This window comes from Kosakonia sp. SMBL-WEM22, from assembly GCF_014490785.1.
Lineage (GTDB): Bacteria > Pseudomonadota > Gammaproteobacteria > Enterobacterales > Enterobacteriaceae > Kosakonia.
In genome coordinates, this window is the sequence record NZ_CP051488.1 from 4,608,809 (window position 1) to 4,633,295 (window position 24,487).

A 24,487-nucleotide genomic window follows, 5' to 3' on the forward strand; every position below is an offset into this window, starting at 1 on the left:
CCCGGCGAACCAGGAAGCCCTTTAAGCGGCGCTCGAAGGCAACGCTGCAACAACATCATCGCACCTGAAAGGCAGGGATTGCTCCCTGCCCCAGGTCGCTACTTACCGGATTCGTAAGCCATCAAAGCCGCCACCTCTCTCTCCTTATCCCGGTAGCGAAGCTCGCACAGGGATTTACGGGTCAGGTAGGTGAATATCAACAGCGTGAAGCAGAGAATAAACACGCAGCAGATAAAAGTTTGCGGGATTTTCATAGCCTATAACTCCTTGCCTTTCAGCAGGTAAGAGGCTACGCTGACGTTGCTTGGGCGTTAGTGTAGCCTCGGGTTAATTGAAAAATTGACTCGGGGCTTTCCTCTTTCTGCCTCACAACATTTCTGCATAACGTCTTAATACAACACAGCCATGAGGCAAAAAGCCTCAAGCGCCGCCCGCATCATATCCCGGTCACATGCCATACTTCATGGCTGAAATATGTTTTTCAGATTTAAACCCGATCGCTGATGTTACTGTTTTCACTAATAAATAAGGGCTTCCCGGCGAACCAGGAAGCCCTTATTTGCGCAGCCTCACTTCCTTGCCTTTCAGCAGGTAAAAGGCTACGCTGACGTTGCTGATGCGTTAGTGTAGCCTCGGGTTAATTGAAAAATTGACTCGGGGCTTTCATCTTTCTGCCTCACATCATTTCTGCATAACGTCTTAAAGCACAGTCATGAGGCAAAAAGCCTCAAGCGCCCCCGCATCCTGTTCCGGCCCCTCTCGCTGCGTATGGCTAAAGTGCATTTTTCAGAAAAAAACCGGCCCTTGCGAGGCCGGTTTTTATTTTTTTACTTCAACGTGTTAGCCGCCGAGGTAAGCGCTTCTCACCGCTTCATTCGCCAGTAGCGCATCACCGGTATCTTCGAGCACCACATGCCCGTTCTCCAGCACATAGCCGCGATCGGCGAGCTTCAGCGCCTGGTTAGCGTTTTGCTCCACGAGGAAGATGGTCATCCCCTCTTTACGCAACTGCTCAATGGTGTCGAAGATCTGTTGAATGATAATCGGTGCAAGCCCGAGCGACGGCTCATCCAGCAGCAGCAGGCGCGGCTGGCTCATCAGCGCACGGCCTATCGCCAGCATCTGCTGCTCGCCACCGGACATAGTGCCGGCGCGCTGTATGCGGCGTTCATGCAGGCGTGGGAAGAGTTCATACACCCATTTAATACGCGTCTGGTATTGATCGCGGTGGGCAAAGAAGCCACCCATTGCCAGGTTCTCTTCCACGGTCATCCGCGAGAAGACGCGGCGGCCTTCCGGCACGATCGCGACTGCTTCACGCATAATCTTCGCCGTTTGCCAGTCGGTAATATCTTTACCATCAAACACCACGCGGCCACTGGTGGCGCGCGGATCGCCGCACAGCGTGCCGAGCAAGGTGGTTTTCCCTGCACCGTTGGCACCAATCAGGGTCACGATCTCTCCCTGATTAATATGCAGACTGACCTCGTGCAGCGCCTGGATTTTGCCGTAGTGGGCGCTAACTTTGTCGAAAGATAACATTGCGTTTTCCATCTTATGCCTCACCCAGATAAGCGCGGATCACGTCCGGGTTGTTACGAATCTCTTCCGGCGTCCCGTTGGCCAGCGGTGTCCCCTGGTTAACGACATAGATACGGTCGGAAATCCCCATCACCAGCTTCATATCATGCTCAATCAGCAGGATGGTGGTGTTGTGATGGTTACGCAGCTCGACGATCAGCTCATCCAACTCTTTGGTCTCTTTCGGGTTTAACCCTGCCGCCGGTTCATCCAGCATCAGGATCTCCGGCTGCGTCACCATGCAGCGAATAATCTCCAGACGGCGCTGATCGCCATAAGCCAGATTGCTGGCCTGGCGGTTGGCGTGGGCTAACAAACCGATCCTCTCAAGCCAGGTCGCGGCGCGATCGAGCGCTTCGCTCTGCGTACGGCGAAACGCCGGCGTCTTCAACAGGCCAGAGAAGAGCCCGGTTTTTAACTGCTGATGCTGCGCCACCAGTAAGTTCTCAATCACCGTCATTTCACGGAACAGACGCACATGCTGGAAAGTGCGCACAACGCCCATACGCGCGATTTGCTGGCCTGGCAGCCCTTCGAGATGCTGATCACGCAGCATAATGGTGCCGCCGGTAGGTTTATAGAACCCCGTCAGGCAGTTGAAGACCGTCGTTTTTCCCGCGCCGTTCGGGCCAATCAGCGAGACAATCTCCTGCGGGCGCAGCTCCAGCGAGACGTTGTTAACCGCTAGCAAACCGCCGAAGCGCATCATCAGGCCATTTACCGATAACAGTGGCTGACTCATGCCTGCTCTCCTTTTGCCTGGCCGTTTTTCAATTTCAGCTGCGGACGCGTCATCGGCAGCAAGCCTTGCGGACGCCAGATCATCATCAGCACCATCAAACCACCCAGCATTAACATGCTGTACTCATTGAAATCACGCATCAGTTCACGCGAGACCACCAGCAGGATAGCGGCGAGGATCACCGCGAACTGCGAGCCCATCCCGCCCAGAACGACTATCGCCAGCACAAAGGCGGACTCGGCGAAGGTAAAGGATTCCGGGCTGACAAAGCCCTGGCGCGCGGCAAACAACGTCCCGGCAAAACCGGCGAACGCGGCGCTGATGGTAAATGCCGTCAGCTTGATGCGCGTCGGGTTAAGGCCCAGCGAGCGGCAGGCGATCTCATCCTCACGCAGTGCTTCCCACGCGCGGCCCAGCGGCATACGCAGCAGGCGGTTAATGACGAAGAGCGTTATCACCACCAGCAGCAGCGCCACCAGATAGAGGAACACTACGCGGTCGCTCGGATCGTATTTCACATTGAAGAAGTTGCTGAAGGTATCCCAACCGCCTTCACGCGCTGTACGGCTAAACTCAAGGCCAAACAGCGTCGGTTTCGGGATCTGGCTGATGCCGTTTGGCCCGCCGGTCACTTCGGTGTTGTTCAGTAGCAGAATGCGCACAATCTCACCGAAGCCCAGCGTCACAATCGCCAGATAGTCACCGCGCAGGCGCAGCACCGGGAAGCCCAGCAGGAAACCGGCAGCGGCAGAGACCAGCCCCGCCAGCGGCAGACAGGTCCAGAAGCCAAGCCCGTAATAGTGGTTCAGCAATGCAAAGGTGTAAGCACCGATGGCGTAAAAACCGCCATAACCCAGCACCAGCAGCCCAGAAAGGCCAACAACCACGTTCAGCCCAAGACCGAGGATGATGTAGATCATCGTCATGGTGGCAATATCAATGGTGCCGCGCGACACCATAAACGGCCACACTACGGCAATCACCAACAGCGCCAGCAGGAAAAGCTTCTGCTTAACGGTAGATCCATCGATAGCGGGCAGAACAAATTTCGGCCCCGAAACGCCTTTCAGGCTCTTCTGGAAAACAGGGCGCAGTAACTGGAAGAAAAAGACCACCGCAGTGCCGATAAAGATCCACTGCCAGCGGATATCCGCCGCATTATCGACCACCAGTTTGGTGCCATTCAGCTCCAGCTGAACGCCCATAAAGACACCCGCGAGGATAAAGAACATGGCGGCAGAGAGCAGCGCCATCGCAAAATGCATCGGTTTCATACTTTCTCTACCTCCGGGCGACCAAGGATGCCGGTCGGCATCACCAGCAGGACGCCAATCAGCAGCGCGAACGAGACCACATCTTTATACTCCGTGCTCAGATATGCCGAAGAGAGCGCTTCTGCTACTCCGAGGATGAGCCCGCCAATCATCGCGCCTGGAATGCTGCCGATACCGCCAAGCACCGCGGCGGTAAAGGCCTTCATACCCGCCATAAAGCCAATGTAAGGGTTGATCACGCCATAGAACTGGCCGAGCAGCACGCCAGCCACTGCCGCCATCGCTGCGCCGATCACAAAAGTCAGCGCAATAACACGATCGGTGTTGATACCGAGCAGGCTCGCCATTTTTAGATCTTCAGCGCAGGCGCGGCAGGCGCGCCCCATGCGGGAGTAGCGGATAAAAAGGGTTAGCGCGAGCATCGCGACAAAGGTGACGATCCAGATAACCAGCTGCATGGTGGTAATGGAGGCGGCAAAGTTTTCGCTGCTGCCAATAGTCCACTGGCCGTTGAAGAGGCTTGGCAACGCCACGTCGCGCGAGCCTTCCGTCAGGCTGACGTAGTTTTGCAGAAAAATGGACATGCCGATGGCGGAGATAAGCGCAATCAGACGCTTGGAGCTGCGCACCGGGCGGTAGGCGACACGCTCGATACTCCAGCCGTAGGCGCTGGCGATGATAATCGCGCCGACAAAACCGGCTCCGACCAGCAGCCAGCTTGAGTCGATGCCCATCATCATGAGTGCGGCGATAATCATAAAGGAGACGTAACTGCCGATCATGTAGACCTCGCCATGGGCGAAGTTAATCATGCCGATAATGCCGTACACCATGGTGTAACCAATGGCGATCAGGGCGTACGTGCTGCCCAGCGTGACGCCGTTGAACATCTGCTGCAAGAAATAGAGAAACTGCTCAGACATAACTTAACCTTCTTAAATCTCTAAAGATTTTCGTCCAAAGAGAGGGATGACTGTGGCTTTGCCACACAAGACGAACCATCGGCGTGTCTCTGGAAGACACAAAACTCAAATCCCTTCAGATCGCCTTTTTCATCCCAGTTCAGCGGCCCTGTCTCGGTTTTAGCCCCGTTGGCTTTTAATGCGTTAATCAGGTCAGCGGCTCGTTTCAGCGCGCCCAGCGCAGCATCTCTCTACTATCCGGTTAATATTCACCGTAGTAGACAAAGACGATATTTTCTTTTTTTAGATGTGCGTGAAGCGCAGAAAAAACTCGTTACCTGACGGTAGTACCTTTAAACAAGACCGCGTTGCCATGACCGGCTTTCAACCATTCCCGCGACAAATCTTTTCGCGTGCCTTTTCATGTCTGCTACCCCGTTTGTGATGTTGTGTGAAAATATTGTTTTTATACGGTCAAAAAGCATTCTGTACTTTTAATGCACAATGCTATTTTTACCAGTGCCTTTAATGAGTTAGCGCGGTTTTTTGGCGTAAACCACACTAAATACTCTATTTTTCAGGCGATTAAACAGAGATAATATTCTGTATTCAGCGCGAGATAAACATCTAAAAGCGCAGCTTCCAGCATAAAATAATGGGATTATACGCGGAAGAAAACGCCCTTCGTCAGGTTAAAATGCTGTATCTTTTTCGATCTCTGACGTTTCTGGCTATGCCAGTCGCTGCGTTAAAACTATTCACCTGTTGTATTAAAAATAAAAAAGTCTCAGACCACGACGGGTGAAATTGTTTACACTCACACCCTGTTTCATGTTTTGGACAAACGGTAGATGAAATTAACCATTATCCGGCTGACCAGTTTCAGCGAGCAGGATCAGATCGATTTAGCGAAAATCTGGCCGGAATATTCCCCCGCCGCTCTTGATATTGACGACACGCACCGTATTTACGCCGCGCGGTTTAATGACCGCCTGCTGGCCGCCGTGCGTGTGACGTTGCGCGGCACCGAAGGCGCGCTGGATTCGCTGCGTGTGCGGGATGTCACTCGCCGTCGCGGCGTCGGGCAATACCTGGTGGAAGAGGTGATCCGCGATAATCCGGCAATGACCAGTTGGTGGATCGCCGATACCGGTGTTGAAGATCGCGCCGTGATGGCTGCCTTTGCCCAAGCGCTCGGCTTTACCGCGCAGCAAGATGGTTGGGAAAAGCGCTAAAAAAACGGGCTGTGTGGGTAATGCTTGAGCGGAATGTCGCGTCGCAGGCAGCCGTTTATCCCCGGCAGCTTACAGGCGTAAGCGACCGGGGCGAATACCTGCGGCGCGCAAGGCGACTATGGGTTACTCATCACTTCGCGTCGGTCGCGGTACCGTTCGCATGCCAGGTAAAGACGCCGAACTCAAAGCCCTTCAGATCGCCCTTCTCATCCCACGACAGCGGCCCCATTACGGTTTCAACAGAGTGGCCTTTCAGGTAGGTGGCGATTTCCGCCGGATCGTCAGACTGGTTCAGGCCCGCAGCCAGCGACTGCAGCGCGGCGTAGGTGGTCCAGACAAACGCGCCGCTCGGATCCTGTTTCTTGCCTTTGATGGCATCCACAATCGGTTTGTTCGCCGGTACCTGATCGTAGTTCTTCGGCTTGGTGACTAACATCCCTTCGGCAGACTCACCGGCGATGTTAGAGAGGGAGACGTTTGCCACACCTTCCGGCCCCATAAACTGGGTTTTCAGACCAGCCGCACGTGCCTGGCGCAGGATCTGCCCCATTTCCGGGTGGTAACCGCCGTAGTAAACAAAGTCGATATTCTCTTTCTTCAGACGTGCAACCAGCGTGGAGAAATCTTTTTCACCGGCGGTGATGCCGTCAAAGAAGACCACGTTGGCATTGCCTTTTTTCAGGCCATCCTGCACGGCGCGCGCCAGGCCTTCGCCATACTGCTGCTTATCATGAATGATGGCGATGCGCTTCGGCTTCACCTTATCGAGAATGTATTTCGCCGCGGTCGGGCCCTGGTCAGAGTCGAGGCCGGTGGTACGCAGCGTCAGTTTGTAACCGCGCGCGGTCAGCTCAGGGGCAGTGGCCGCAGGCGTGATCATCAGGATGCCTTCGTCTTCATAAATGTCGGACGCTGGCTGAGTGGAAGAGGAGCAGAGGTGGCCGATAACATATTTGATGCCGTCGTTAACCACTTTGTTAGCTACCGCTACCGCTTGTTTCGGGTCGCAGGCATCGTCATATTTCACCACCACCAGTTTGTCGCCTTTGACGCCGCCTTTGGCGTTGATATCGGCAACGGCCTGCTCAGCACCGGTAAATTCCTGATCGCCATACTGCGCAACCGGACCGGACATCGCACCGACAACGGCAACTTTGATATCTTTGGCGAATGCCACGTTGCTCATTGCTAACGCAATACATCCTGCCAGTAACGCTTTGCCCTTCATTTTCATCCTGAGTTTCCCCATTGTTATGGTTTTTGCAATTGTTGTGATGTTGTTATCTGGAATATTGCTTCGCTTATTACCCTAAGCAAAGAATATGATATTTGTTATTGTGCAGAATAGTGCCCTGTAAGCAGCATACTCTGCTAAAACATACCCCATTTTATGGAATAAGGAATAGCAATTTTGCAGGTTATGCTGCAGAGCGATGCCAGAACGTGATAAAGCCGCCCATAAGGCGGCTGAATAATTACTGCCTTAGCGACCGCTGGATAATATCCAGCGCTTTGCGGAACTGCTCGTCAGGGATGGTCAGCGGATAGAGGAAGCGGATAACGTTGCCATAGACCCCGCAGCTGAGCAGCAGCAGCCCGGCCTGAAGAGCTTTATCTTGCACCTGTTTGGTGAATTCCGGCGACGGCGCGCCGGTTTGCGGGTCCCCAAACTCGACCGCCACCATCGAGCCCTGTGCACGGATATCGGCAATATGCGGGCAGTGCGCTTTCGCATGGGTCAGCACTTCTACCAGATCTTTACCCAGCTGGTTCGCGCGTTCGCACAGCTTCTCCTCTTCAATCACATCCAGCACCGCATGTGCAGCCGCCACCGCCAGTGGGTTACCGGCATAAGTCCCCCCCAGGCCGCCCGGCGCGGGCGCATCCATCACCTCGGCACGCCCGGCAACCGCCGAGAGCGGTAAACCGCCCGCCAGACTTTTCGCCATAGTGATGAGATCGGGTTTGATGGCATAGTGCTCGCTGGCGAAGAGTTTGCCGGTACGGGCAAAACCGCTCTGCACCTCGTCGATGATCAGCAGAATGCCGTGGCTGTCGCACAGCGTACGCAGCGCCTGCATAAACTCTGGCGGAGCGATATTAAAGCCCCCTTCGCCCTGTACCGGCTCTAACAGGATCGCGGCGACTTGATCGGGCGCGATATCGGCTTTGAACAGATGCGTCAGGCTTTGCAGCGCCTGTTCAGTGCTGACGCCGTGCAGTTCATTTGGATAGTGGGCGTGATAAACCGAACCGGGAAACGGCCCGAAGCCGATTTTGTAAGGCGCGACTTTTCCCGTCAGCGCCATGGTCATAAAGGTACGACCGTGAAAGCCGCCGCCAAAGGCGATAATGCCGGGGCGTTTGGTATAAGCGCGGGCGATTTTTACGGCGTTTTCAACCGCTTCGGCACCGGTAGAGAAGAAGGCGGTTTTTGCCGCGCCAGCAATGGGGACGCGCGCGTTGATACGCTCGGCAAGCGTGATATAACTTTCGTAAGGAACGATTTGATACGCGGTGTGCGTAAAGGCCTGGAGCTGTTTTTCGACTGCCGCCATTACTTTCGGATGTCGATGGCCGGTGTTTAACACCGCGATCCCGGCGGCAAAATCAATCACCTCATTGCCCTCCACATCCCACAGCGTGGCGTTTTCTGCTTTCTCGGCGTAGAAGCCACACATCACGCCAACCCCGCGCGGCGTCGCGTCTACACGCCGCTGATGTAATTCACTATTCTTCACCTTTTTCCCCTCTCTGTGCCAACCCACAGAGTAAGTATATAGCGCCTTCGTTAAGTCGACGTTTTAACCAGCACCGGGAGTAAGAGGAAATTCAGATAATAAAAAACCGGGTGAGCTTTCGCTGACCCGGTCTGTTTGCGGCTGGCGCTTACGCTTCGATAGCGGCGCGCAGTTTTTTCATCGCGTTCTTTTCAAGCTGGCGTACGCGTTCGGCGGAGACGCCGTATCGGTCGGCCAGCTCCTGCAGCGTGGACTTGTTATCTTCGTCCAGCCAACGGGCGCGGATGATCTGCTGACTACGTTCGTCGAGGCCCTGCATCGCATCGGTCAGCTTGTTGGCTGCCTGCTCTTCCCAGTTATCATCTTCAATGCCGTCAGCAAAGTTAGATGTTTTGTCCTGTAAGTAGAGCACCGGTGCCATCGGCTGGCCGTCCTGCGCATCGTCATCGGAAGACATATCAAACGTCATGTCCTGGGCCGCCATACGCGACTCCATTTCACGCACGTCTTTACTGGTCACGCCCAGTTCGCGGGCGACCATGTCGACTTCGTCCTGGTTAAACCAGCCGAGACGCTGTTTGGCCTTACGCAGGTTAAAGAACAGCTTACGCTGTGCTTTGGTGGTCGCGACTTTCACGATACGCCAGTTGCGCAGCACATACTCGTGGATCTCAGCTTTGATCCAGTGCACGGCGAAAGAGACCAGACGCACACCGACTTCAGGGTTGAAGCGGCGTACCGCTTTCATCAGGCCGATATTTCCTTCCTGGATCAGATCTGCCTGCGGCAGACCATAGCCCGAGTAGTTACGAGCAATATGAACAACAAAGCGCAGGTGAGACAGGATCAGCTTTTTCGCTGCTTCCAGATCGCCCTGGTAATGCAGCTTTTCAGCCAGCGCCCGCTCTTCATCGGCCGTCAACATCGGCCATGCGTTAGCGGCCCGGACGTAAGATTCCAGGTTGCCAACAGGGGCTAAAGCTAAAGTTTGCATTTCTTTGGTCATTCAAATCCTCTCAATTCACTTTCCACTGGCGGCGGTCTGTCCCCATCAGGCAACAAACATGCCAGCATTTTTGAGCAACGAGAATAGCATTCACTTTTTTATCAGACAGTGATTTTATCCACAAGTTCCTTGTAGGCGTGTGAATAAATTACGCACAAATTGTGACATCCGGATGAACAGCCGACGCGGGGAACAGCAAGATAGTTGGGTACGCTCTCCCTGCAACGGCATTCGTCATTGCAGGGGAGGAGTATACCAGAGAATCGTTAGTCCGGAGTAAAGTGACGTAAATGTTGAACCGTCGCCAGCCAGGCGGCAATCCAGCCAATCATCGAGCAGACCAGTAACAGCAGCAAACATTCATCGAAAGATAAGCCACTTAACTCAAACTGCGTGCCGAAGACCTTCGCCACATCCGTCACCGCCGACGAGAGTCGCATCACCAAAATTTCAGACAAAATGAGTGATAAAAACGCGCCGGAGAAGCCAAGCAGCGCGCCGCCGTAAAGGAACGGGCGCAGAATAAATCCATCCGTTGCGCCAATCAGCTTTTGCACATTAATGGTGTCACGACGAGCAAAGATGCTGAGACGCACGCTGTTGCCAATCACCAGGAAGACGGCAGCGATCATCAACACGCCAATCATCGCCGAAACGCGCCCAACCAGCCCGGTCAGCGCCGACAGACGCGCAAACCAGCTATCATCCATGCGCACTTCATCAATACCCTGCACACGCGTAATGCGATCGCGCAGCGTGTTCAGCGCCTCGGTGCTCTGGAAATCGATTTTCGGCACCACCACCGCCACTGCCGGCAGCGGGTTCTCTTCCAGCATATCTAACGCGCCGCCAAAGCCGGACCAGTTACGAAACTCGCCGAGTGCATCCTCGCGGGAGAGATAGTTCACCTTCTCGACGCCCGGTTCGGACTGAAGCTGCCCGACCACCTGCTGCGCGGCGTTATCATCCAGCGATTTATCGAAGTAAACGGTGATCTGCGGCGAAGGGTAGTACTGCGACGCCGCATGGCTGACGTTTTTGTAGACCATATAGCAGACGCTCGGCAGCGTCAGCGAGATGGCAATCACCATCACCGTCAGGAACGTCGCCAGCGGTTTACTCTTCAGATCCTGCAACGCGCCATGCCAGGCGTAGCGCATCTGCTCGTTGAAAACATTGGTTTTACGCGAAGGCGGCCGGGATGCCGGCTTGTTACGCCGCGGCGCGCTGCGGCTGCCTTCGCCCGCCGATGAGGAGGATTTGCGAAAACGGTCGAGCTTGCTGCCGAATTGCCGAATATGATTGATTGCGTCGCGCTTATTCACCCGCCAGGCCTCCATGCAAATGGCCGTCGCTCAGGCTCAGCATGCGGTACGAACGCCGGGAAATCAGCCCCATGTCGTGCGTCGCCATCAGTACCGTCACCCCAACGCGGTTAAACTCTTCAAACAGACGTAAAATCCCCTCAGAGAGGGCTTCATCCAGGTTACCGGTCGGTTCATCCGCCAGCAGTACGGCGGGTTTATTCACTACCGCGCGGGCGATGCCCACCCGCTGCTGTTCACCGCCGGAGAGCTGGATCGGGAAGCTTTTCGCTTTGTCGAGCAGACCGACTTTATCCAGCGCCGCCGACACGCGACGGCGGATATCATCTCCGCTGGCACCGGCGATAATCAGCGGGATCGCGACGTTATCAAACACCGTGCGATCCATCAGCAGATGGTGATCCTGGAAAATCATGCCGATCTGGCGGCGCAAAAACGGCACTTCGCGGTTTTTCAGCCGGGAAATTTCGTGGCCGCTGAAGAAGATTTTCCCGGCACTTGGCCGTTCAATCCCACAGATCAGCTTCAGCAGGGTACTTTTCCCCGCGCCGGAGTGCCCGGTCAGAAACGCCATCTCGCCCTGCTGCAGGTGAAAGGTCACCCCCTGCAGCGCTTGTCTCCCACCGAGATAGGCTTTGCTGACATGTTCAAAGCGAATCATTGTTAATCCTCTCGGGCAAAAAGCGCCTCAATAAAATCGCCCGCATTAAACGGACGCAAATCTTCAATACGTTCGCCAACACCGATATAGCGGATGGGAATACCAAACTGATCCGCGACCGAGAAGATCACCCCACCTTTCGCGGTGCCATCAAGCTTGGTCAGCGTGATGCCGGTTAAACCGACCGCTTCGTGGAACAGTTTGGCCTGGCTTACCGCATTTTGCCCGGTGCTGGCATCAATCGTGAGCATCACTTCGTGCGGCGCATTTTCATCCAGCTTCTTCATCACGCGCACAATCTTTTTCAGCTCTTCCATCAGGTGCGATTTATTCTGCAGACGGCCAGCGGTATCCGCAATCAGCACATCGACATTACGCGCCTTCGCTGCCTGAATAGCATCAAAGATAACCGAAGCGGAATCCGCGCCGGTATGCTGGGCAATCACCGGAATATCATTGCGCTGACCCCATACCTGCAGCTGCTCAACCGCCGCCGCACGGAAGGTATCGCCCGCCGCCAGCATCACCGATTTGCCCTGCTGCTCAAACTGACGGGCCAGCTTGCCGATGGTGGTAGTTTTACCGACGCCGTTCACGCCGACCATCAGGATGACAAACGGCGTTTTGCCTTCGACATTCAGCGGCTCGTCCACCTTCGCGAGGATCTCACTCATCTCCTCTTTCAGCAGGCCATACAACGCTTCAGCGTCGCGCAGCTGCTTGCGGCTGGCCCCTTCCGTCAGGTTGGTGATGATTTTTCGCGTGGTCTCAACGCCGACATCGGCAATCAGCAACTGCTCTTCCAGCTCTTCGAAGAGATCATCATCGATTTTCTTACCGCGGAACAGACTGATAAATCCGGAACCGAGATTCTCTTTCGTTTTCAGCAGGCTGCGTTTTAAACGCGCGAAGAAACCCTCTTTCGTCGGCTTCTCCTGCTCCTGAACCGGCTCGTCGACCGGCACAACCATCACCGCTTCTTCCGCCGCTTCAGCCGCCAGCGCATCCAGCTCTTCTTCGCTCGGCAGCGTCTCGTCTTCTATCTCTTCAACTTCTGGCTCGTCGGCTTCTACGTTCGCGGTGACCAGCGGCTCGGCTTCGGCCTGCCACTCTTCAGCTTCTATACGCTGTTCGGCAAGCTCTTCCGGCAGCAGCAGCGCTTCATGCTCAACGGCGGCAACGGGTGCAGCGTCGATAATCTCTTCGACGGGCTCTTCAACAGCCGGTTCGTCGATAACCTGCTCTTCGACAACCGCTTCTTCTGCAACGCGCTCTTCAACGACCGGAAGCTGGGCCTCTTCATGTGCCAGCTGCTCGCTAACCTCGACAACCTCTTCAGCGAACTTTTCGCTGTCGGCGGCAGGCTCGGCAACCGGCGTCTCTTCTGGCGGTTGTTCAGCCGTTTTCTGCTCTTCAGCTTGCGCCTCATCGGCCCGCTCTTTCTGCCCAAAGCCCAGCCAGGAAAAAAAGCCACGTTTCTTTTCATTTGCCATTGGCGACTACACTCCTCGCTGTTGATTCTATAGCGCAGCCTGTCTGCTCGACCAGGACTGAAATCATTGGTGAATTAGTCGGATAGTCTAACACTTTCCTTATCTCTCATCACGGCCTGAGGATTAGGGTTTAACGCAATTCATCCGCCCGCTAGAATAGCAGGCCGAAATGATGAGCAAAGCGAAGACCATGAAGAAACCCAACCGTGCCGCCAGCGGACAAATTCGTATTATTGGCGGGCAGTGGCGGGGCCGTAAATTGCCGGTTCCCGACAGCCCAGGCCTGCGCCCAACCACCGATCGCGTGCGCGAAACGCTATTTAACTGGCTGGCACCTTCAATGGTTGACGCCCGCTGTCTCGACTGCTTCGCCGGCAGCGGCGCGCTCGGGCTGGAAGCGCTCTCCCGCTACGCCGCCAGCGCGACACTTGTCGAGATGGAGCGCAGCGTCGCCCAGCAGCTCCAGCAAAACCTCGCTACGCTTAAAGCCACCAACGCCAAAGTCGTTAACAGCAACACACTGAGCTTTTTAGCTGCTGCGGGCACGCCGCACACCATTGTGTTTATCGATCCGCCGTTTCGCAAAGGGATGCTGGATGAGACCGTGCGTTTGCTGGAGAACAACGGCTGGCTGGCAGATGACGCGCTCATTTATATCGAGAGCGAAGTGGAAAATGGCTTACCGTCGGTGCCTGCGCACTGGCATTTACACCGGGAAAAAGTCGCGGGCCAGGTGGCTTACCGTTTGTATCACCGCGAAGCACAAGGAGAGAAGCATGCCGTTGCTGATTAATCTGGGCCGCCTGATGATGCTCTGCATCTGGGCCTTTCTGATCTTCAATCTGATCCACCCCTTTCCGCGCCCGTTGAATATTTTCGTCAACGTCGCGCTGGTTTTTACCTTCTTTATGCATGCTTTGCAGGCGACGATGATGAAAACCGCGCTGCCGAAAGAGGGGCCGCAGATGACCAAAGTCGAGCAGCTGCGCATTTTTCTTTTCGGCGTCTTTGAACTGCTGGTGTGGCAGAAGAAGCTGAAAGCAAAGAGATAACTCTGTCAGATTAGGCGGAATTGCAGGGCATTGGGGGAAGTTCGCATTGTCATCCCCCTTTTTACGCCACTACACTTGAGAGGAGAGTTTTACGCAACAATAACAGTTACAGGGACTTAATTATGCTGTGGTCATTTATTGCTGTCTGCTTTTCCGGCTGGTTATACGTCGACGCTTCCTATCGTGGCCCGGTGTGGCAACGCTGGGTGTTTAAACCCGTAACCCTTCTGTTGTTACTCCTGCTCGCCTGGCAAGCGCCCATGTTTGATGCCATCAGCTATCTGGTGCTGGCGGGTCTGTGTGCCTCGCTGGTGGGTGATGCCCTGACGCTGCTGCCGCGGCAAAAGTTACTTTACGCTATCGGCGCCTTCTTCCTGGCCCATCTGCTTTACACTATCTATTTCGCCAGCCAGATGACGCTGACTTTCTTCTGGCCGCTGCCGCTGGTACTACTGGTGATTGGTGCCCTACTGCTGGCGGTGATTTGGACGCGTCTTGAAGAGCTGCGCATGGCCGTCTCCACCTTTGTCGCCATGACGCTGGTGATGGTGTGGCTGGCCGGTGAGCTGTGGTTCTTCCGCCCGACCAGCCAGGCGCTGTCGGCGTTTATCGGTGCGTCGCTGCTGCTTATCGGCAATATTGTCTGGCTCGGCAGCCACTACCGTAAACGCTTTAGCGCGGATAACGCCATCTCCTCTGCCTGCTATTTTGCCGGCCACTTCCTGATCGTCCGCTCGCTCTATATCTAAAGCGCTTGACTCTGGAGTCGACTCCAGAGTGTATCCTCCGGTTAATGAGAAAATTATCATTCCCCGGAGGATGCGATGGCTGCACCCGAGCTAAAGAAAACGCCGCACTTTGCCGCACTCAAACTGCGCCCCGTTGCTGAAAACAATACCCCCTGCTGCGGCGATACACGCTGTGAAAGCCGTTCCGCACCGGAAATAAACGCCGCAGGCGATCGCTTTAGCTGGCAAGTGAGCGGTATGGATTGCGCCGCCTGCGCCCGTAAAGTGGAAAACGCGGTACGCCAGCTCGAAGGCATCACCCAGGTGCAGGTCGCCTTTGCCACCGAAAAGCTGATAGTCATCGCGCAAAGTGATGTGCGCGAGCACGTAGAAAAAGCCGTTATGCAGGCGGGCTACCAGCTTCGCAGCGAAAACAGCGCTCCCCCGCCTGCATCTTCTCCCCTGCGCGACAACCTGCCGCTGATCCTGCTCGTCGTGATGATGATTCTGAGCTGGGGGCTGGAGCAGTTCAATCACCCCTTCGGCCAGGCGGCTTTTGTTCTCACCACGCTGGTCGGCTTATGGCCCATTGCCCGCCAGGCCGTGCGCCTGATAAGAAGCGGCAGCTGGTTCGCCATTGAAACCTTAATGAGCGTGGCGGCGATTGGCGCACTGGTGATTGGCGCGACCGCCGAAGCGGCGATGGTGCTGCTGCTGTTTCTAATTGGCGAGCGGCTTGAAGGCTGGGCCGCCAGCCGCGCGCGCAAGGGCGTGAGCGCACTGATGGCACTTAAACCCGATAGCGCCATTCGCGTGCGCAGCGGCGTGCGTGAAACTATCCCTGCCAGCCAGCTGCGACCCGGCGATACCATTGAAGTTCCCGCGGGCGGGCGCTTACCGGCAGATGGCCGCCTTATCTCGCCGTTCGCCAGTTTTGATGAGAGTGCGTTAACCGGCGAATCGCTGCCCGTCGAGCGCAGTGCGGGCGAAAGCGTGCCCGCAGGTGCCACCAGCGTCGATCGGCTCATTACTCTGGAAGTCGTTTCAAAAGCGGGCGAAAGCGCCATCGACCGCATCCTGAAACTGATTGAGGAGGCGGAAGAGCGCCGCGCCCCCATTGAGCGCTTTATCGATCGCTTCAGCCGCATTTATACGCCAGCGATTATGGCCGTGGCGCTACTGGTGGCGGTGGTTCCGCCCCTGCTCTTTTCCGCTCCGTGGCTGGAGTGGATCTACAAAGGGCTGGCGCTGCTGCTGATCGGCTGCCCGTGCGCGCTGGTGATCTCCACCCCTGCGGCCATCACCTCGGGTCTGGCAGCAGCAGCACGTCGCGGGGCGCTGATTAAAGGCGGCGCGGCGCTGGAGCAGCTCGGCACCCTGCGTCAAGTGGCATTTGATAAGACCGGCACGCTGACTCTCGGCAAACCACAGCTGGTCGCCATTCAGGCATTTTCGGGTACAGAAGAGCAGGAGCTGCTGGCACTCAGCGCCGGGGTTGAGCAGGGCTCGACACACCCGCTGGCGCTGGCGATTGTGCAGGAGGCGCAGCGTCGTGGCATCGCTATTCCGCAGGCCGACGGGCAACGTGCGCTGGCCGGGAAAGGTATCGAAGCGCGTATCGGCGCGCATAACATTCACATCTGCGCACCGGAAAAGGTGCCAGCGGGCCTGCTTAATGACGCAGGACGCAAGCAGATTGAGCAGCAGGAAGCGCAGGGGCAAACGGTGGTAGTGGTTCTGCGCGATAATGCCGTTATCGGTACGCTGGCGCTACAGGACACCCTGCGCGACGATGCGAAAGCCGCAGTAGCCGAGCTGCATACTCTTGGCATCACGGGCGTGATCCTCACCGGCGATAACCCGCGGGCAGCGGCAGCGATTGCCGGTGAGTTGGGTCTGGAATTCCGTGCCGGGCTGCTGCCGGAGGATAAAGTCAGCGCCGTACGCGCCCTGAATGAAGAGGCTCCGCTGGCGATGGTCGGCGACGGCATCAACGATGCTCCGGCGATGAAAGCGGCAACAATTGGTATTGCGATGGGCAGCGGCACCGATGTCGCGCTGGAGAGTGCCGACGCGGCGTTAACCCATAACCGGCTCTCCGGCCTTGGGCAGATGATCCGCCTGGCGCGCGCCACGCACCGTAATATTCGTCAGAACATCGCCATTGCGCTGGGGCTGAAGGGGGTTTTGCTGGTCACCACACTTTTGGGGATCACCGGATTATGGCTGGCGGTGCTGGCGGATACCGGCGCAACGGTGCTAGTGACTGCCAACGCGCTGCGCCTGTTACGCCGCAACGATTAGTGGCTTTTACGCACTAAATAGCGGTAGGGCAGCGTTTCGGTCTGGTCGGCAACCAGCTCATGTTCCATAAAACGGCAGAAGCCGGGAATATCGCGGGTGGTTGCCGGATCGTCGGCGATAATCAGTACAGTTTCGCCAACCTGCATATTACGCACGGTTTTGCGCACCATCATTACCGGCTCCGGGCAGCGCAGGCCAAGGGCGTCAAGAGTGTGGTCGGCGGTAGAAAACGGATCGCTCATCTTCATCTCACAAGTGAAAAAACCGCCCTAGTTTACGCTGCCATTTTTCGGGCGCAAGGGAGGTTAACGATTGCGTTAAAATTAGCCGTTGCATCGCGCGATGATTGCAGTATCATGCGGCGGCTTCTGCCTGGCAGAGCATAAATTGAACTGGGTTCCCTCACCCCATTTACCAAAAAGGTCACAATATGACGCACTTTTCCAACGCACAGCGCATGAAGGCGCTGGTCTGGCTATCGCTTTTCCACCTGCTGGTGATTATCTCCAGCAACTATCTGGTGCAGCTCCCGGTCGCCATTTTCGGCTTCCACACCACCTGGGGCGCATTCAGTTTTCCGTTTATCTTCCTGGCAACGGATCTCACCGTGCGCATCTTCGGCGCGCCTCTGGCACGTAAGATTATCTTTGCCGTGATGGTGCCCGCCCTGCTCGCCTCCTACGTTATCTCGTCGCTCTTTTATATGGGCAGCTGGCAAGGTTTCGGCGCGCTCGCCCACTTTAACCTGTTTGTGGCGCGTATCGCCGCCGCCAGCTTTATGGCCTATGCGCTGGGGCAGATCCTCGATGTGCACGTCTTTAACCGCCTGCGCCAAAGCCGCCGCTGGTGGCTTGCGCCGACGGCCTCGACCATTTTTGGTAACGCCAGCGATACGGTAGCCTTCTTCTTTATCGCCTTCTGGCGCAGCCCCGATCCCTTTATGGCGCAGCACTGGACCGAAATCGCGCTGGTGGACTACAGCTTCAAGGTGCTTATCAGCATCGTCTTCTTCCTGCCGATGTACGGTGTGCTGTTGAATATGTTGCTGAAAAGGCTGGCAGACAAATCTGAAATCTCCGCATTACAGGCGGGTTAAAGGTACGACTTATCAGTTGTGATAATATGGAACAACGAGCCATTATGGCTGTTTATTGAAAGGATGAAGTCAATGCGCAATCTGGTGAAATATGTCGGTATTGGCCTGCTGGTGATGGGGCTGGCTGCCTGTGATAACAGCGATAGCAAAAAGCCCGTGCAGGGTGCTGCCGCAGAGAGCAACGCCTCCGGCCAGCCGGTGACCCTGCTCGACGGTAAACTGAGCTTCTCGCTGCCTGCGGATATGACCGATCAGAGCGGCAAGCTGGGTACGCAATCCAACAACATGCACGTCTACTCTGACGCCACCGGCCAGAAAGCGGTAATTGTGATTGTTGGCGACAACACGCAGGAAGATCTGAGCGTGCTGGCGAAGCGTCTGGAAGATCAGCAGCGCAGCCGCGATCCGCAGTTGCAGGTCGTAACCAACCGTTCTGTTGAGCTGAAAGGGCAGACCCTGCAACAGCTCGACAGCGTGATCTCCGCCAAAGGCCAGACCGCATGGTCCTCCGTGGTGCTGGGGAAAATTGATAACCACCTGGTGACCCTTCAGGTAACGCTGCCGGCGGATAATCAGCAGCAGGCGCAGACCGCTGCCGAGAACATTATCAACACCATCGTGGTGAAATAACGCCGCAACAATCAAAAAGAGAAAGGGAACCTGCGGGTTCCCTTTTTTTATGCCAGCCCGGATAACCGTTTACGCGCTATCCGGTACTCTCTGCTTTAACCGCCACGCCAACAGCAGCGCAACTGCCACCAGCCCGGCGGCGGCAAGGTAGATGGAAGAGACGCCCGCCCAGGCCATCAGCAGCCCTGCCAGCGGGCCGGTCACGCCTAACGAGAGATCCATAAACACCGTATAGGTCGCCAGCGCCGAGCCCTGATTGTGCTGCGGCACCGCTTTTACTGCCACCACGCCCAGCGCCGGGAAGACCAGCGAGAAGCCGGCCCCGGTCAGAAAGACGCCCAGTTTCACCATCCACGGATCGACCGCCAGGCCGACCAGCACCAGGCCACAGGTCTCCACCGCAAAGCAGATCAGCGCCACGTTGAGGCCGCCAAGACGGTTGATAGCGTTGGGAAAGAGCAGGCGCGCGCCAACAAACGCCACGCTGAAGAGCGTCAGGGCGAATGCCGCACCGTCCCAGCCGCGGGCATCGTAATAGAGGGTAATAAAGGTGGCGATCACGCCAAAGCCCGCCGAACCGAGCGCCAGCGCCAGCCCGTAGAGCCAGACGCGCCCAAGCACGGCACGAAACGGCAGCGGCTTGCCTTTACTCGCTTTTACCGCCGCACGCGGTAGCGCCAGCAGCACCGCCAGCAGCGCGACGGCCATAATCGTCACCGCCAGCCCCTGCAGGCCGCCGTAGTGATAACAGAACACCCCGAGCGGCGCACCAAGCGCCATCGCCCCGTAGGTGGCAATGCCGTTCCACGAGATCACGCGCCCAATATGCACCGAGCCGACCACGCCAACGCCCCACAGCGTCGCGCCGGTGCCGGCAAAACTCTGGCCGATACCTAAAATCACCCGCCCAAGGCAGAGCAGCGCCAGGCTTAACACACCCGACTGCTGTCCCATTGCCGCCAGCAGATAGCAGAGCCCGCTGAGAAACGCGCCGCAGAGGCCAAAAATCACCACTTTTTTTGGCCCCAGCAGATCGGCATAGCGCCCGGCGTGCGGGCGGCTGAGCAGCGTGGCGAAGTACTGGAGACTTATCACCAGCCCCGCCCAGAAGGCGCTGTAGCCCATCACGTCATGGACAAAACCAGGCAATACCGCCAGCGGCAGACCGATGGTGAGATAGCTGGCGAAGTTAAAAATCACGACGGACAAAATCCGCAGATTGAGGCGCAATCCGCTCGGCGCCGTTTCAGCGCGGTGTTCAGGCATCAGGATTTACTCAGATTTTTACAACAGTGTTTCACTATTACCACGACACAAGGTAGAAAGCAGCACGACTTTAAGATTATCTCTGTCAGGCGAAGGTCGCGCGGCGCACTACACTTACTGGCAATAAGAAAAAAAAGGAATTACTCATGATGCAACCTCAGCCAGACCGGGCGGGCCTCCACATTCTTCTCAAACTGGCGTCACTGGTGATTATCCTCGCCGGTATCCACGCCGCAGCCGATATTATTGTGCAACTTCTGCTGGCGCTCTTTTTCGCCATCGTTCTCAATCCGCTGGTGACCTGGTTTCTCCGCCGCGGCATCAAGCGACCGGCGGCCATTGCCATTGTGGTGGTGGTGATGTTGGTCTTTCTGACAGCGTTATTCGCCGTGCTTGCCGCGTCGATGAACGACTTTATGACCCTGCTGCCGAAGTATAACCGCGAGCTGACACGCAAGTTTTTGCAACTGCAGGACGCGCTGCCGTTCCTGCATCTGCATCTCTCGCCGGAGCGTATGCTGCAACGCATGGACTCGGACCGCATGATGTCCTTCGCCACTACCATGGCAACACAGTTATCGAATGCGATGGCAAGTGTGGTGCTGCTGGTGATGACGGTGGTCTTTATGCTGTTCGAAGTGCGCCACGTGCCCTACAAAATGCGCTTCTCCCTGAATAATCCGCAGATCCATATCGCCGGGCTGCACCGCGCGCTGAAAGGGGTTTCGCACTACCTGGCGCTGAAAACGCTGCTCAGCGTCTGGACCGGGCTGATTGTCTGGGTTGGGCTGGTGGCGCTGGATGTGCAGTTTGCCCTGATGTGGGGCGTGCTCGCCTTCTTGCTGAACTACGTGCCCAATATCGGGTCGGTGATCTCCGCTATTCCGCCGATGATCCAGGCCCTGCTGTTCAATGGCACTTACGAATGCCTGTTAGTCGGCGCGCTGTTCCTGGTGGTGCACATGCTGATTGGCAATATCCTTGAGCCGCGCATGATGGGCCACCGCCTAGGCATGTCGACGCTGGTAGTGTTCCTCTCATTATTAATCTGGGGATGGCTGCTCGGCCCGGTGGGGATGCTACTCTCGGTGCCGCTCACCAGCGTCTGCAAAATCTGGATGGAGACCACCACCGGCGGCAGCAAGCTGGCGATCATGCTTGGCCCAGGCCGACCGAAATCGCGGTTACCCGGTTAAGCTCTCTTGCGGGCGGGCAGGAAGATAACCAGCACGCCCGCCACAATCAGCGCCACGCCAAACGCACCGCGCAGCGTGAAGGGTTCATGCCAGCCAGGCAGCCAGATAGCGGCAGCCCACACCAGAATGTAACTCAGGCTGAGCAGAGCATAAGCTTTGCTCAGCGCCATCCGGTGCAGAGCCAGATACCAACAGCCCATCGAGGCCACATAGCCCATCAACCCCAACAGCAGCGCCAGCGTGCCGGTCTGACCATGCAGCAGCGCCAGCAAGAAGGCGCGCGGATCGGTTAACGGTGGCAGCGACAGCATGCCATCACGCAGTAACAGTTGTGCTCCACTCACCAGCAGCACACTGAGAAGCGCCCAGTGCAGCCCCTTCATAATGAACTCCCGAGCAGCGCTACACCGATGATAATCAACACCAGACCGCAGGCATGGCGCAGCGTGATCTGCTCATGCCAGATTGCCCTCGCCGCGAGGGTCACCCAGACAAAATTGAGGCTCAACATCGGGTAGGCAATGCCAACCGGAATGCGCTGTAACACCAGCAGCCACAGCACCATCCCCGCCCCCAGCGCCAGCAGCGCCAGCGCCAGCCACAGGCCAACGTGCCTGCCGCGCGATGCACCGCGCGCCGGGCGCGTCGCCTGCTTCTGGCACAACTGACCGAGGCAGCTCAACAGGCTGGCAGCACCGAGCCAGATCCAGCTACTCATTGCGGAAAGTACTGTAGTAACACCATTCGCCCCTGCTGATAGACGTTATCCGGCTTCGGAATGGGCAGGTGCATAAACTCATCGGCCTGCGACTGGTGCAGCACCAGAGAGACGATCCCCTGCTGGCGATGCCCGGCCAGCCAGTCGGTGAAATCACGCTCGGCGACAAAACGCTCTTTACCATTGGGGTAACTTAAGCCATAAGCCAGCTCACCGCGCGACCCGAACAGCATGATATCGCTGCGCCTCAGCTCCCAGGCAAGCCCGGAGGCGACGCCGGGATTATCTGACAGCACATAGCGGCTCTCGGCCAGCGCGTCATCAATGCAGGCGATCAGGAACTGCGGCTGTTTGGAATCCATCACTTTATCCGGAATGGCAAACCCCACCAGCAATGCCAGCGCCAGCGGCGAAAGCGCGGCGAAGGGCCAACGTTCAGCGCAAGCCTTGAAAGTAAACAGCCCGACCAGCGCCCACATCAGAAAGATAAAGGCGGCGAGCGCGGCTTTATACTCTTCGATGGGCAGCCAGACGGGGTGCTTCAATAATCCCCACGGCGACACCACCAGCGCGGCGATCACGCCAGTGACCCCGAAAGCGATATTGATCCCGGCATTGATGCGCAGCACTTTTCCGCTCGCGGCCGTGCGGGCGTAACGCGCCATCAATATCGCCAGCGGCGCAAAGCAGGGCAGAATATAGGTCAACAGTTTTCCCTGCGCGATGCTGAAGAAGATCAGCGGCATTACCACCCAACCGAGCAGGTAGAAAGCATCACTGCGCGCGCGCCAGCCGGTTTTCAGCGCACCGGGCAGCAGCCCAAGCCACGGTAGCGAGCCGGCAAGTAAACAGGGGATGTAATACCAGAACGGGGCTTTATGCTGGGCGTCATCCTGGGCAAAGCGCTGAATATGCTCCACCCAGAAGAAGTAGCGCCAGAAATCAGGCTCGCGCGCCGCAATGGTCAGCCCCCATGGCAGCACCGTCAGTACGCAGGCCAGCACGGCCAGCCAGCCCCAGTTCAGCACCTCTTTCCAGCGCCGCTGCGCAATTACCCACGGCAGTACGCCGATAACCGGCAGTGCCAGCGCGAGGAACCCTTTGGTCATCACCCCCATGCCGCAGGCGATACCGAGCAGCAGATAGCCGCCCGCTTTCCCGCGTCGGCTGCTGGCCTGCGCCGCCAGCCAGAAGCTGAACATCGCCAGCGTCATCCATAAGGCGATCATCGGATCCAGCACCGCATAGGTACCAACACCGTACACCAGCAGCACGGTCAGGTAGATGACACCGGAGAGGAGCGCCGTCGCTTTGTCGCGCCACATCCTCCATGCTAACGCGCCAACCAGCAGGGCAGAAATGGTGGTAGAGAAGACCGCGCCAAAGCGTACCGCGAAGTTATTGTGACCAAACATCCACTGCGCGAGGGTGTTGATCCAGTATCCGGCGATCGGCTTTTCAAAATAGCGCAGCCCCAGAAAATGGGGCACCATCCAGTCGCCGCTCTGCAGCATCTCGCGGCTGATCTCCGCATAGCGGGTCTCATCCGGTTGCCAGAGCAGGCGGTACTCCAGCGGCGCAAGGTAATAAAGGGCAAACAGCGCCAGCAGCGCTAAACCATAGTGAACAGGTTTCATCGTTGTGCACTCAACAGTTGTTGGCATCCCAGCCACCCTTCGCGTCCAACCACTTCGCCGCGTACCACTTTGCCGGGCGGCAATGTCGTGACATCGTCCGGTAGCAACTGCCCCAGCGGGCAAAACGTAATCTCTTCTCGCGCCGCCATCGCCAGCAGCTGATCAAACGTATCGGCACCGATAATCCCTTCCACTTCTGCGTGAATGGTGTAGACCGGCGTGCCCTGGACGTGATGCATGCGATCGAGGATAAAGCGGTTGAAACCCTCAGCGCTTACCGAGGAGCCAACCACCTCATCCCAGGTGGGTAACGAGACGGGGATTTGTGGCGCGGCGTAGGTTGTCTCTGTCAGTTGCGGGCGAAAAGGCTGGCTACCACGACAGTCGCTGTTGTAGCGGAACGGGAAAACTGCTTTCGCCTTCACAACACGTTGATCCGCCCGCCAGCCCGCCGCCGCCGAGCAGGTGACCGGCTGGCCAATAATCCGCTCCAGCGCCGAGAGGCCGCGGGCGATCTCCCGCTCCAGCCGCGCCTGATCCCAGATGCCGCTCCAGCTTTGCCAGGCGTGGTGATCCCAGGCGTGCAGCCCGACTTCATGGGTGCGCGCCGTCTGGCGAATGACCCCGGCATTGGCATCACCAATGATGCGCCCCGGCCATGCGGTACCGGCCAGCAGAATATCCCAGCCATAAAGCGATGCCGCGCGCGAGCGCAGCATCTTCCAGAAAAATTTCGGCTTCAGCAGACGCCAGATATGCCGCCCCATATTGTCCGGGCCGACGCTAAAAAAGACGCTCGCCTGGATCTGGTGCTTCTCCAGCAGCTGCAGCAGGCGCGGCATGCCCTGCTGTGTGCCGCGGAAGGTATCAACATCAATACGTAAGCCGATTTTTTTCATG

General features: G+C 57.0%; 24 protein-coding genes and 2 pseudogenes. 8 read left to right on the plus strand and 18 right to left on the minus strand.

Translation table 11 applies throughout. The annotated features are described in order from the left end of the window. Nucleotides 1-98: 98 nt before the first annotated feature. From HF650_RS22205 to HF650_RS25435, 6 genes and pseudogenes are all read right to left on the minus strand, one after another. Complete coding sequence (locus tag HF650_RS22205; protein ID WP_023482078.1) at nucleotides 99-254, minus strand: type I toxin-antitoxin system Hok family toxin; 156 nt, start codon at nucleotides 252-254, stop codon at nucleotides 99-101. 586 nt (nucleotides 255-840) lie between these two features. Further along, nucleotides 841-1,554, minus strand: a complete 714-nt coding sequence (gene livF / locus HF650_RS22210) for a high-affinity branched-chain amino acid ABC transporter ATP-binding protein LivF (protein ID WP_023482055.1) — start codon at nucleotides 1,552-1,554, stop codon at nucleotides 841-843. Between the two features lies 1 nt (nucleotide 1,555). Next, on the minus strand, nucleotides 1,556-2,323 hold the full coding sequence (gene livG / locus HF650_RS22215) for a high-affinity branched-chain amino acid ABC transporter ATP-binding protein LivG (RefSeq protein ID WP_023482112.1): 768 nt from the start codon (nucleotides 2,321-2,323) through the stop codon (nucleotides 1,556-1,558). Continuing rightward, nucleotides 2,320-3,597 carry a high-affinity branched-chain amino acid ABC transporter permease LivM gene (locus tag HF650_RS22220; protein ID WP_187800380.1) on the minus strand — a complete coding sequence of 426 codons (1,278 nt, stop codon included), beginning with the start codon at nucleotides 3,595-3,597 and terminating at the stop codon, nucleotides 2,320-2,322. Before HF650_RS22220 ends, livG begins: the two co-directional genes overlap by 4 nt. After that, the gene (gene livH / locus HF650_RS22225; protein ID WP_023482039.1) at nucleotides 3,594-4,520 is read right to left on the minus strand and encodes a high-affinity branched-chain amino acid ABC transporter permease LivH; all 927 of its coding nucleotides are present in this window, start codon (nucleotides 4,518-4,520) and stop codon (nucleotides 3,594-3,596) included. Before livH ends, HF650_RS22220 begins: the two co-directional genes overlap by 4 nt. A 20-nt stretch (nucleotides 4,521-4,540) precedes the next feature. Continuing rightward, nucleotides 4,541-4,833, minus strand: a pseudogene (locus tag HF650_RS25435) (hypothetical protein); the annotation flags it as partial. Between the two features lie 517 nt (nucleotides 4,834-5,350). Between HF650_RS25435 and panM the strand changes: the two are divergent. Further along, a complete protein-coding gene (panM, locus tag HF650_RS22230) occupies nucleotides 5,351-5,734 on the plus strand; it encodes an aspartate 1-decarboxylase autocleavage activator PanM (RefSeq protein WP_187800381.1) in 384 nt (127 codons plus the stop codon). 130 nt (nucleotides 5,735-5,864) lie between these two features. On the opposite strand, the gene HF650_RS22235 is transcribed toward panM, so the two are convergent. The 6 genes from HF650_RS22235 to ftsY all read right to left on the minus strand — a co-directional run bounded on the left by HF650_RS22235 (nucleotide 5,865) and on the right by ftsY (nucleotide 12,960). Then, on the minus strand, nucleotides 5,865-6,968 hold the full coding sequence (locus HF650_RS22235) for a branched-chain amino acid ABC transporter substrate-binding protein (protein WP_187800382.1): 1,104 nt from the start codon (nucleotides 6,966-6,968) through the stop codon (nucleotides 5,865-5,867). A gap of 241 nt (nucleotides 6,969-7,209) precedes the next feature. After that, the gene (locus HF650_RS22240) at nucleotides 7,210-8,475 is read right to left on the minus strand and encodes a 4-aminobutyrate--2-oxoglutarate transaminase (RefSeq protein WP_187800383.1); all 1,266 of its coding nucleotides are present in this window, start codon (nucleotides 8,473-8,475) and stop codon (nucleotides 7,210-7,212) included. Nucleotides 8,476-8,623: 148 nt separating this feature from the next. Further along, nucleotides 8,624-9,481 (minus strand): RNA polymerase sigma factor RpoH, encoded by an 858-nt coding sequence (gene rpoH / locus HF650_RS22245; protein ID WP_187800384.1) that lies wholly within the window; start codon nucleotides 9,479-9,481, stop codon nucleotides 8,624-8,626. A 266-nt stretch (nucleotides 9,482-9,747) separates the two neighbouring features. After that, nucleotides 9,748-10,806: a permease-like cell division protein FtsX gene (gene ftsX, locus HF650_RS22250; protein WP_187800385.1), complete on the minus strand. Its 1,059-nt coding sequence runs from the start codon at nucleotides 10,804-10,806 to the stop codon at nucleotides 9,748-9,750. Beyond that, on the minus strand, nucleotides 10,799-11,467 hold the full coding sequence (gene ftsE, locus HF650_RS22255; protein WP_187800386.1) for a cell division ATP-binding protein FtsE: 669 nt from the start codon (nucleotides 11,465-11,467) through the stop codon (nucleotides 10,799-10,801). Before ftsE ends, ftsX begins: the two co-directional genes overlap by 8 nt. Nucleotides 11,468-11,469: 2 nt before the next feature. Further along, nucleotides 11,470-12,960: a signal recognition particle-docking protein FtsY gene (ftsY, locus tag HF650_RS22260; protein WP_187800387.1), complete on the minus strand. Its 1,491-nt coding sequence runs from the start codon at nucleotides 12,958-12,960 to the stop codon at nucleotides 11,470-11,472. A 190-nt stretch (nucleotides 12,961-13,150) separates the two neighbouring features. On the opposite strand from ftsY, the gene rsmD reads away from it, so the two are divergent. The 4 genes from rsmD (at nucleotide 13,151) to zntA (ending at nucleotide 17,044) form a co-directional block, all read left to right on the plus strand. Continuing rightward, nucleotides 13,151-13,753, plus strand: a complete 603-nt coding sequence (gene rsmD, locus HF650_RS22265) for a 16S rRNA (guanine(966)-N(2))-methyltransferase (RefSeq protein WP_187800388.1) — start codon at nucleotides 13,151-13,153, stop codon at nucleotides 13,751-13,753. Then, nucleotides 13,743-14,012 (plus strand): DUF1145 family protein, encoded by a 270-nt coding sequence (locus tag HF650_RS22270; protein WP_223284346.1) that lies wholly within the window; start codon nucleotides 13,743-13,745, stop codon nucleotides 14,010-14,012. The genes rsmD and HF650_RS22270 overlap by 11 nt, the downstream gene beginning before the upstream one ends. A gap of 122 nt (nucleotides 14,013-14,134) precedes the next feature. Continuing rightward, nucleotides 14,135-14,761, plus strand: a complete 627-nt coding sequence (locus HF650_RS22275; RefSeq protein ID WP_023482129.1) for a lysoplasmalogenase — start codon at nucleotides 14,135-14,137, stop codon at nucleotides 14,759-14,761. 75 nt (nucleotides 14,762-14,836) lie between these two features. Next, nucleotides 14,837-17,044, plus strand: a complete 2,208-nt coding sequence (gene zntA, locus HF650_RS22280) for a Zn(II)/Cd(II)/Pb(II) translocating P-type ATPase ZntA (RefSeq protein WP_187800389.1) — start codon at nucleotides 14,837-14,839, stop codon at nucleotides 17,042-17,044. Here the strand turns inward: zntA and tusA are convergent. Then, entirely contained in the window at nucleotides 17,041-17,286 is a 246-nt protein-coding gene (gene tusA / locus HF650_RS22285; RefSeq protein ID WP_023481988.1) for a sulfurtransferase TusA, read from the minus strand. The two genes, zntA and tusA, sit on opposite strands and share 4 nt — an antisense overlap. A 188-nt stretch (nucleotides 17,287-17,474) precedes the next feature. On the opposite strand from tusA, the gene HF650_RS22290 reads away from it, so the two are divergent. Both HF650_RS22290 and HF650_RS22295 read left to right on the plus strand, forming a co-directional pair. Beyond that, nucleotides 17,475-18,140, plus strand: coding sequence for a 7-cyano-7-deazaguanine/7-aminomethyl-7-deazaguanine transporter (locus HF650_RS22290; protein ID WP_187800390.1), 666 nt, complete (start codon nucleotides 17,475-17,477; stop codon nucleotides 18,138-18,140). A gap of 72 nt (nucleotides 18,141-18,212) precedes the next feature. Continuing rightward, the gene (locus HF650_RS22295) at nucleotides 18,213-18,770 is read left to right on the plus strand and encodes a DcrB family lipoprotein (RefSeq protein WP_187800391.1); all 558 of its coding nucleotides are present in this window, start codon (nucleotides 18,213-18,215) and stop codon (nucleotides 18,768-18,770) included. 69 nt (nucleotides 18,771-18,839) lie between these two features. On the opposite strand, the pseudogene HF650_RS22300 reads toward HF650_RS22295, so the two are convergent. Then, nucleotides 18,840-20,071, minus strand: a pseudogene (locus HF650_RS22300) (MFS transporter). Nucleotides 20,072-20,182: 111 nt separating this feature from the next. Between HF650_RS22300 and HF650_RS22305 the strand changes: the two are divergent. Next, nucleotides 20,183-21,232, plus strand: coding sequence for an AI-2E family transporter (locus HF650_RS22305; RefSeq protein WP_187800393.1), 1,050 nt, complete (start codon nucleotides 20,183-20,185; stop codon nucleotides 21,230-21,232). Here the strand turns inward: HF650_RS22305 and arnF are convergent. The 4 genes from arnF to arnD are packed head-to-tail and all read right to left on the minus strand — an operon-like array spanning nucleotide 21,229 to nucleotide 24,486. Continuing rightward, on the minus strand, nucleotides 21,229-21,615 hold the full coding sequence (arnF, locus tag HF650_RS22310; RefSeq protein ID WP_187800394.1) for a 4-amino-4-deoxy-L-arabinose-phosphoundecaprenol flippase subunit ArnF: 387 nt from the start codon (nucleotides 21,613-21,615) through the stop codon (nucleotides 21,229-21,231). The genes HF650_RS22305 and arnF overlap by 4 nt on opposite strands. Next, nucleotides 21,612-21,950 (minus strand): 4-amino-4-deoxy-L-arabinose-phosphoundecaprenol flippase subunit ArnE, encoded by a 339-nt coding sequence (arnE, locus tag HF650_RS22315; protein WP_187800395.1) that lies wholly within the window; start codon nucleotides 21,948-21,950, stop codon nucleotides 21,612-21,614. Before arnE ends, arnF begins: the two co-directional genes overlap by 4 nt. After that, nucleotides 21,947-23,587, minus strand: coding sequence for a lipid IV(A) 4-amino-4-deoxy-L-arabinosyltransferase (arnT, locus tag HF650_RS22320; RefSeq protein ID WP_187802789.1), 1,641 nt, complete (start codon nucleotides 23,585-23,587; stop codon nucleotides 21,947-21,949). Before arnT ends, arnE begins: the two co-directional genes overlap by 4 nt. Further along, complete coding sequence (gene arnD, locus HF650_RS22325) at nucleotides 23,584-24,486, minus strand: 4-deoxy-4-formamido-L-arabinose-phosphoundecaprenol deformylase (RefSeq protein WP_187800396.1); 903 nt, start codon at nucleotides 24,484-24,486, stop codon at nucleotides 23,584-23,586. Before arnD ends, arnT begins: the two co-directional genes overlap by 4 nt. Between the last annotated feature and the right edge of the window lies 1 nt (nucleotide 24,487).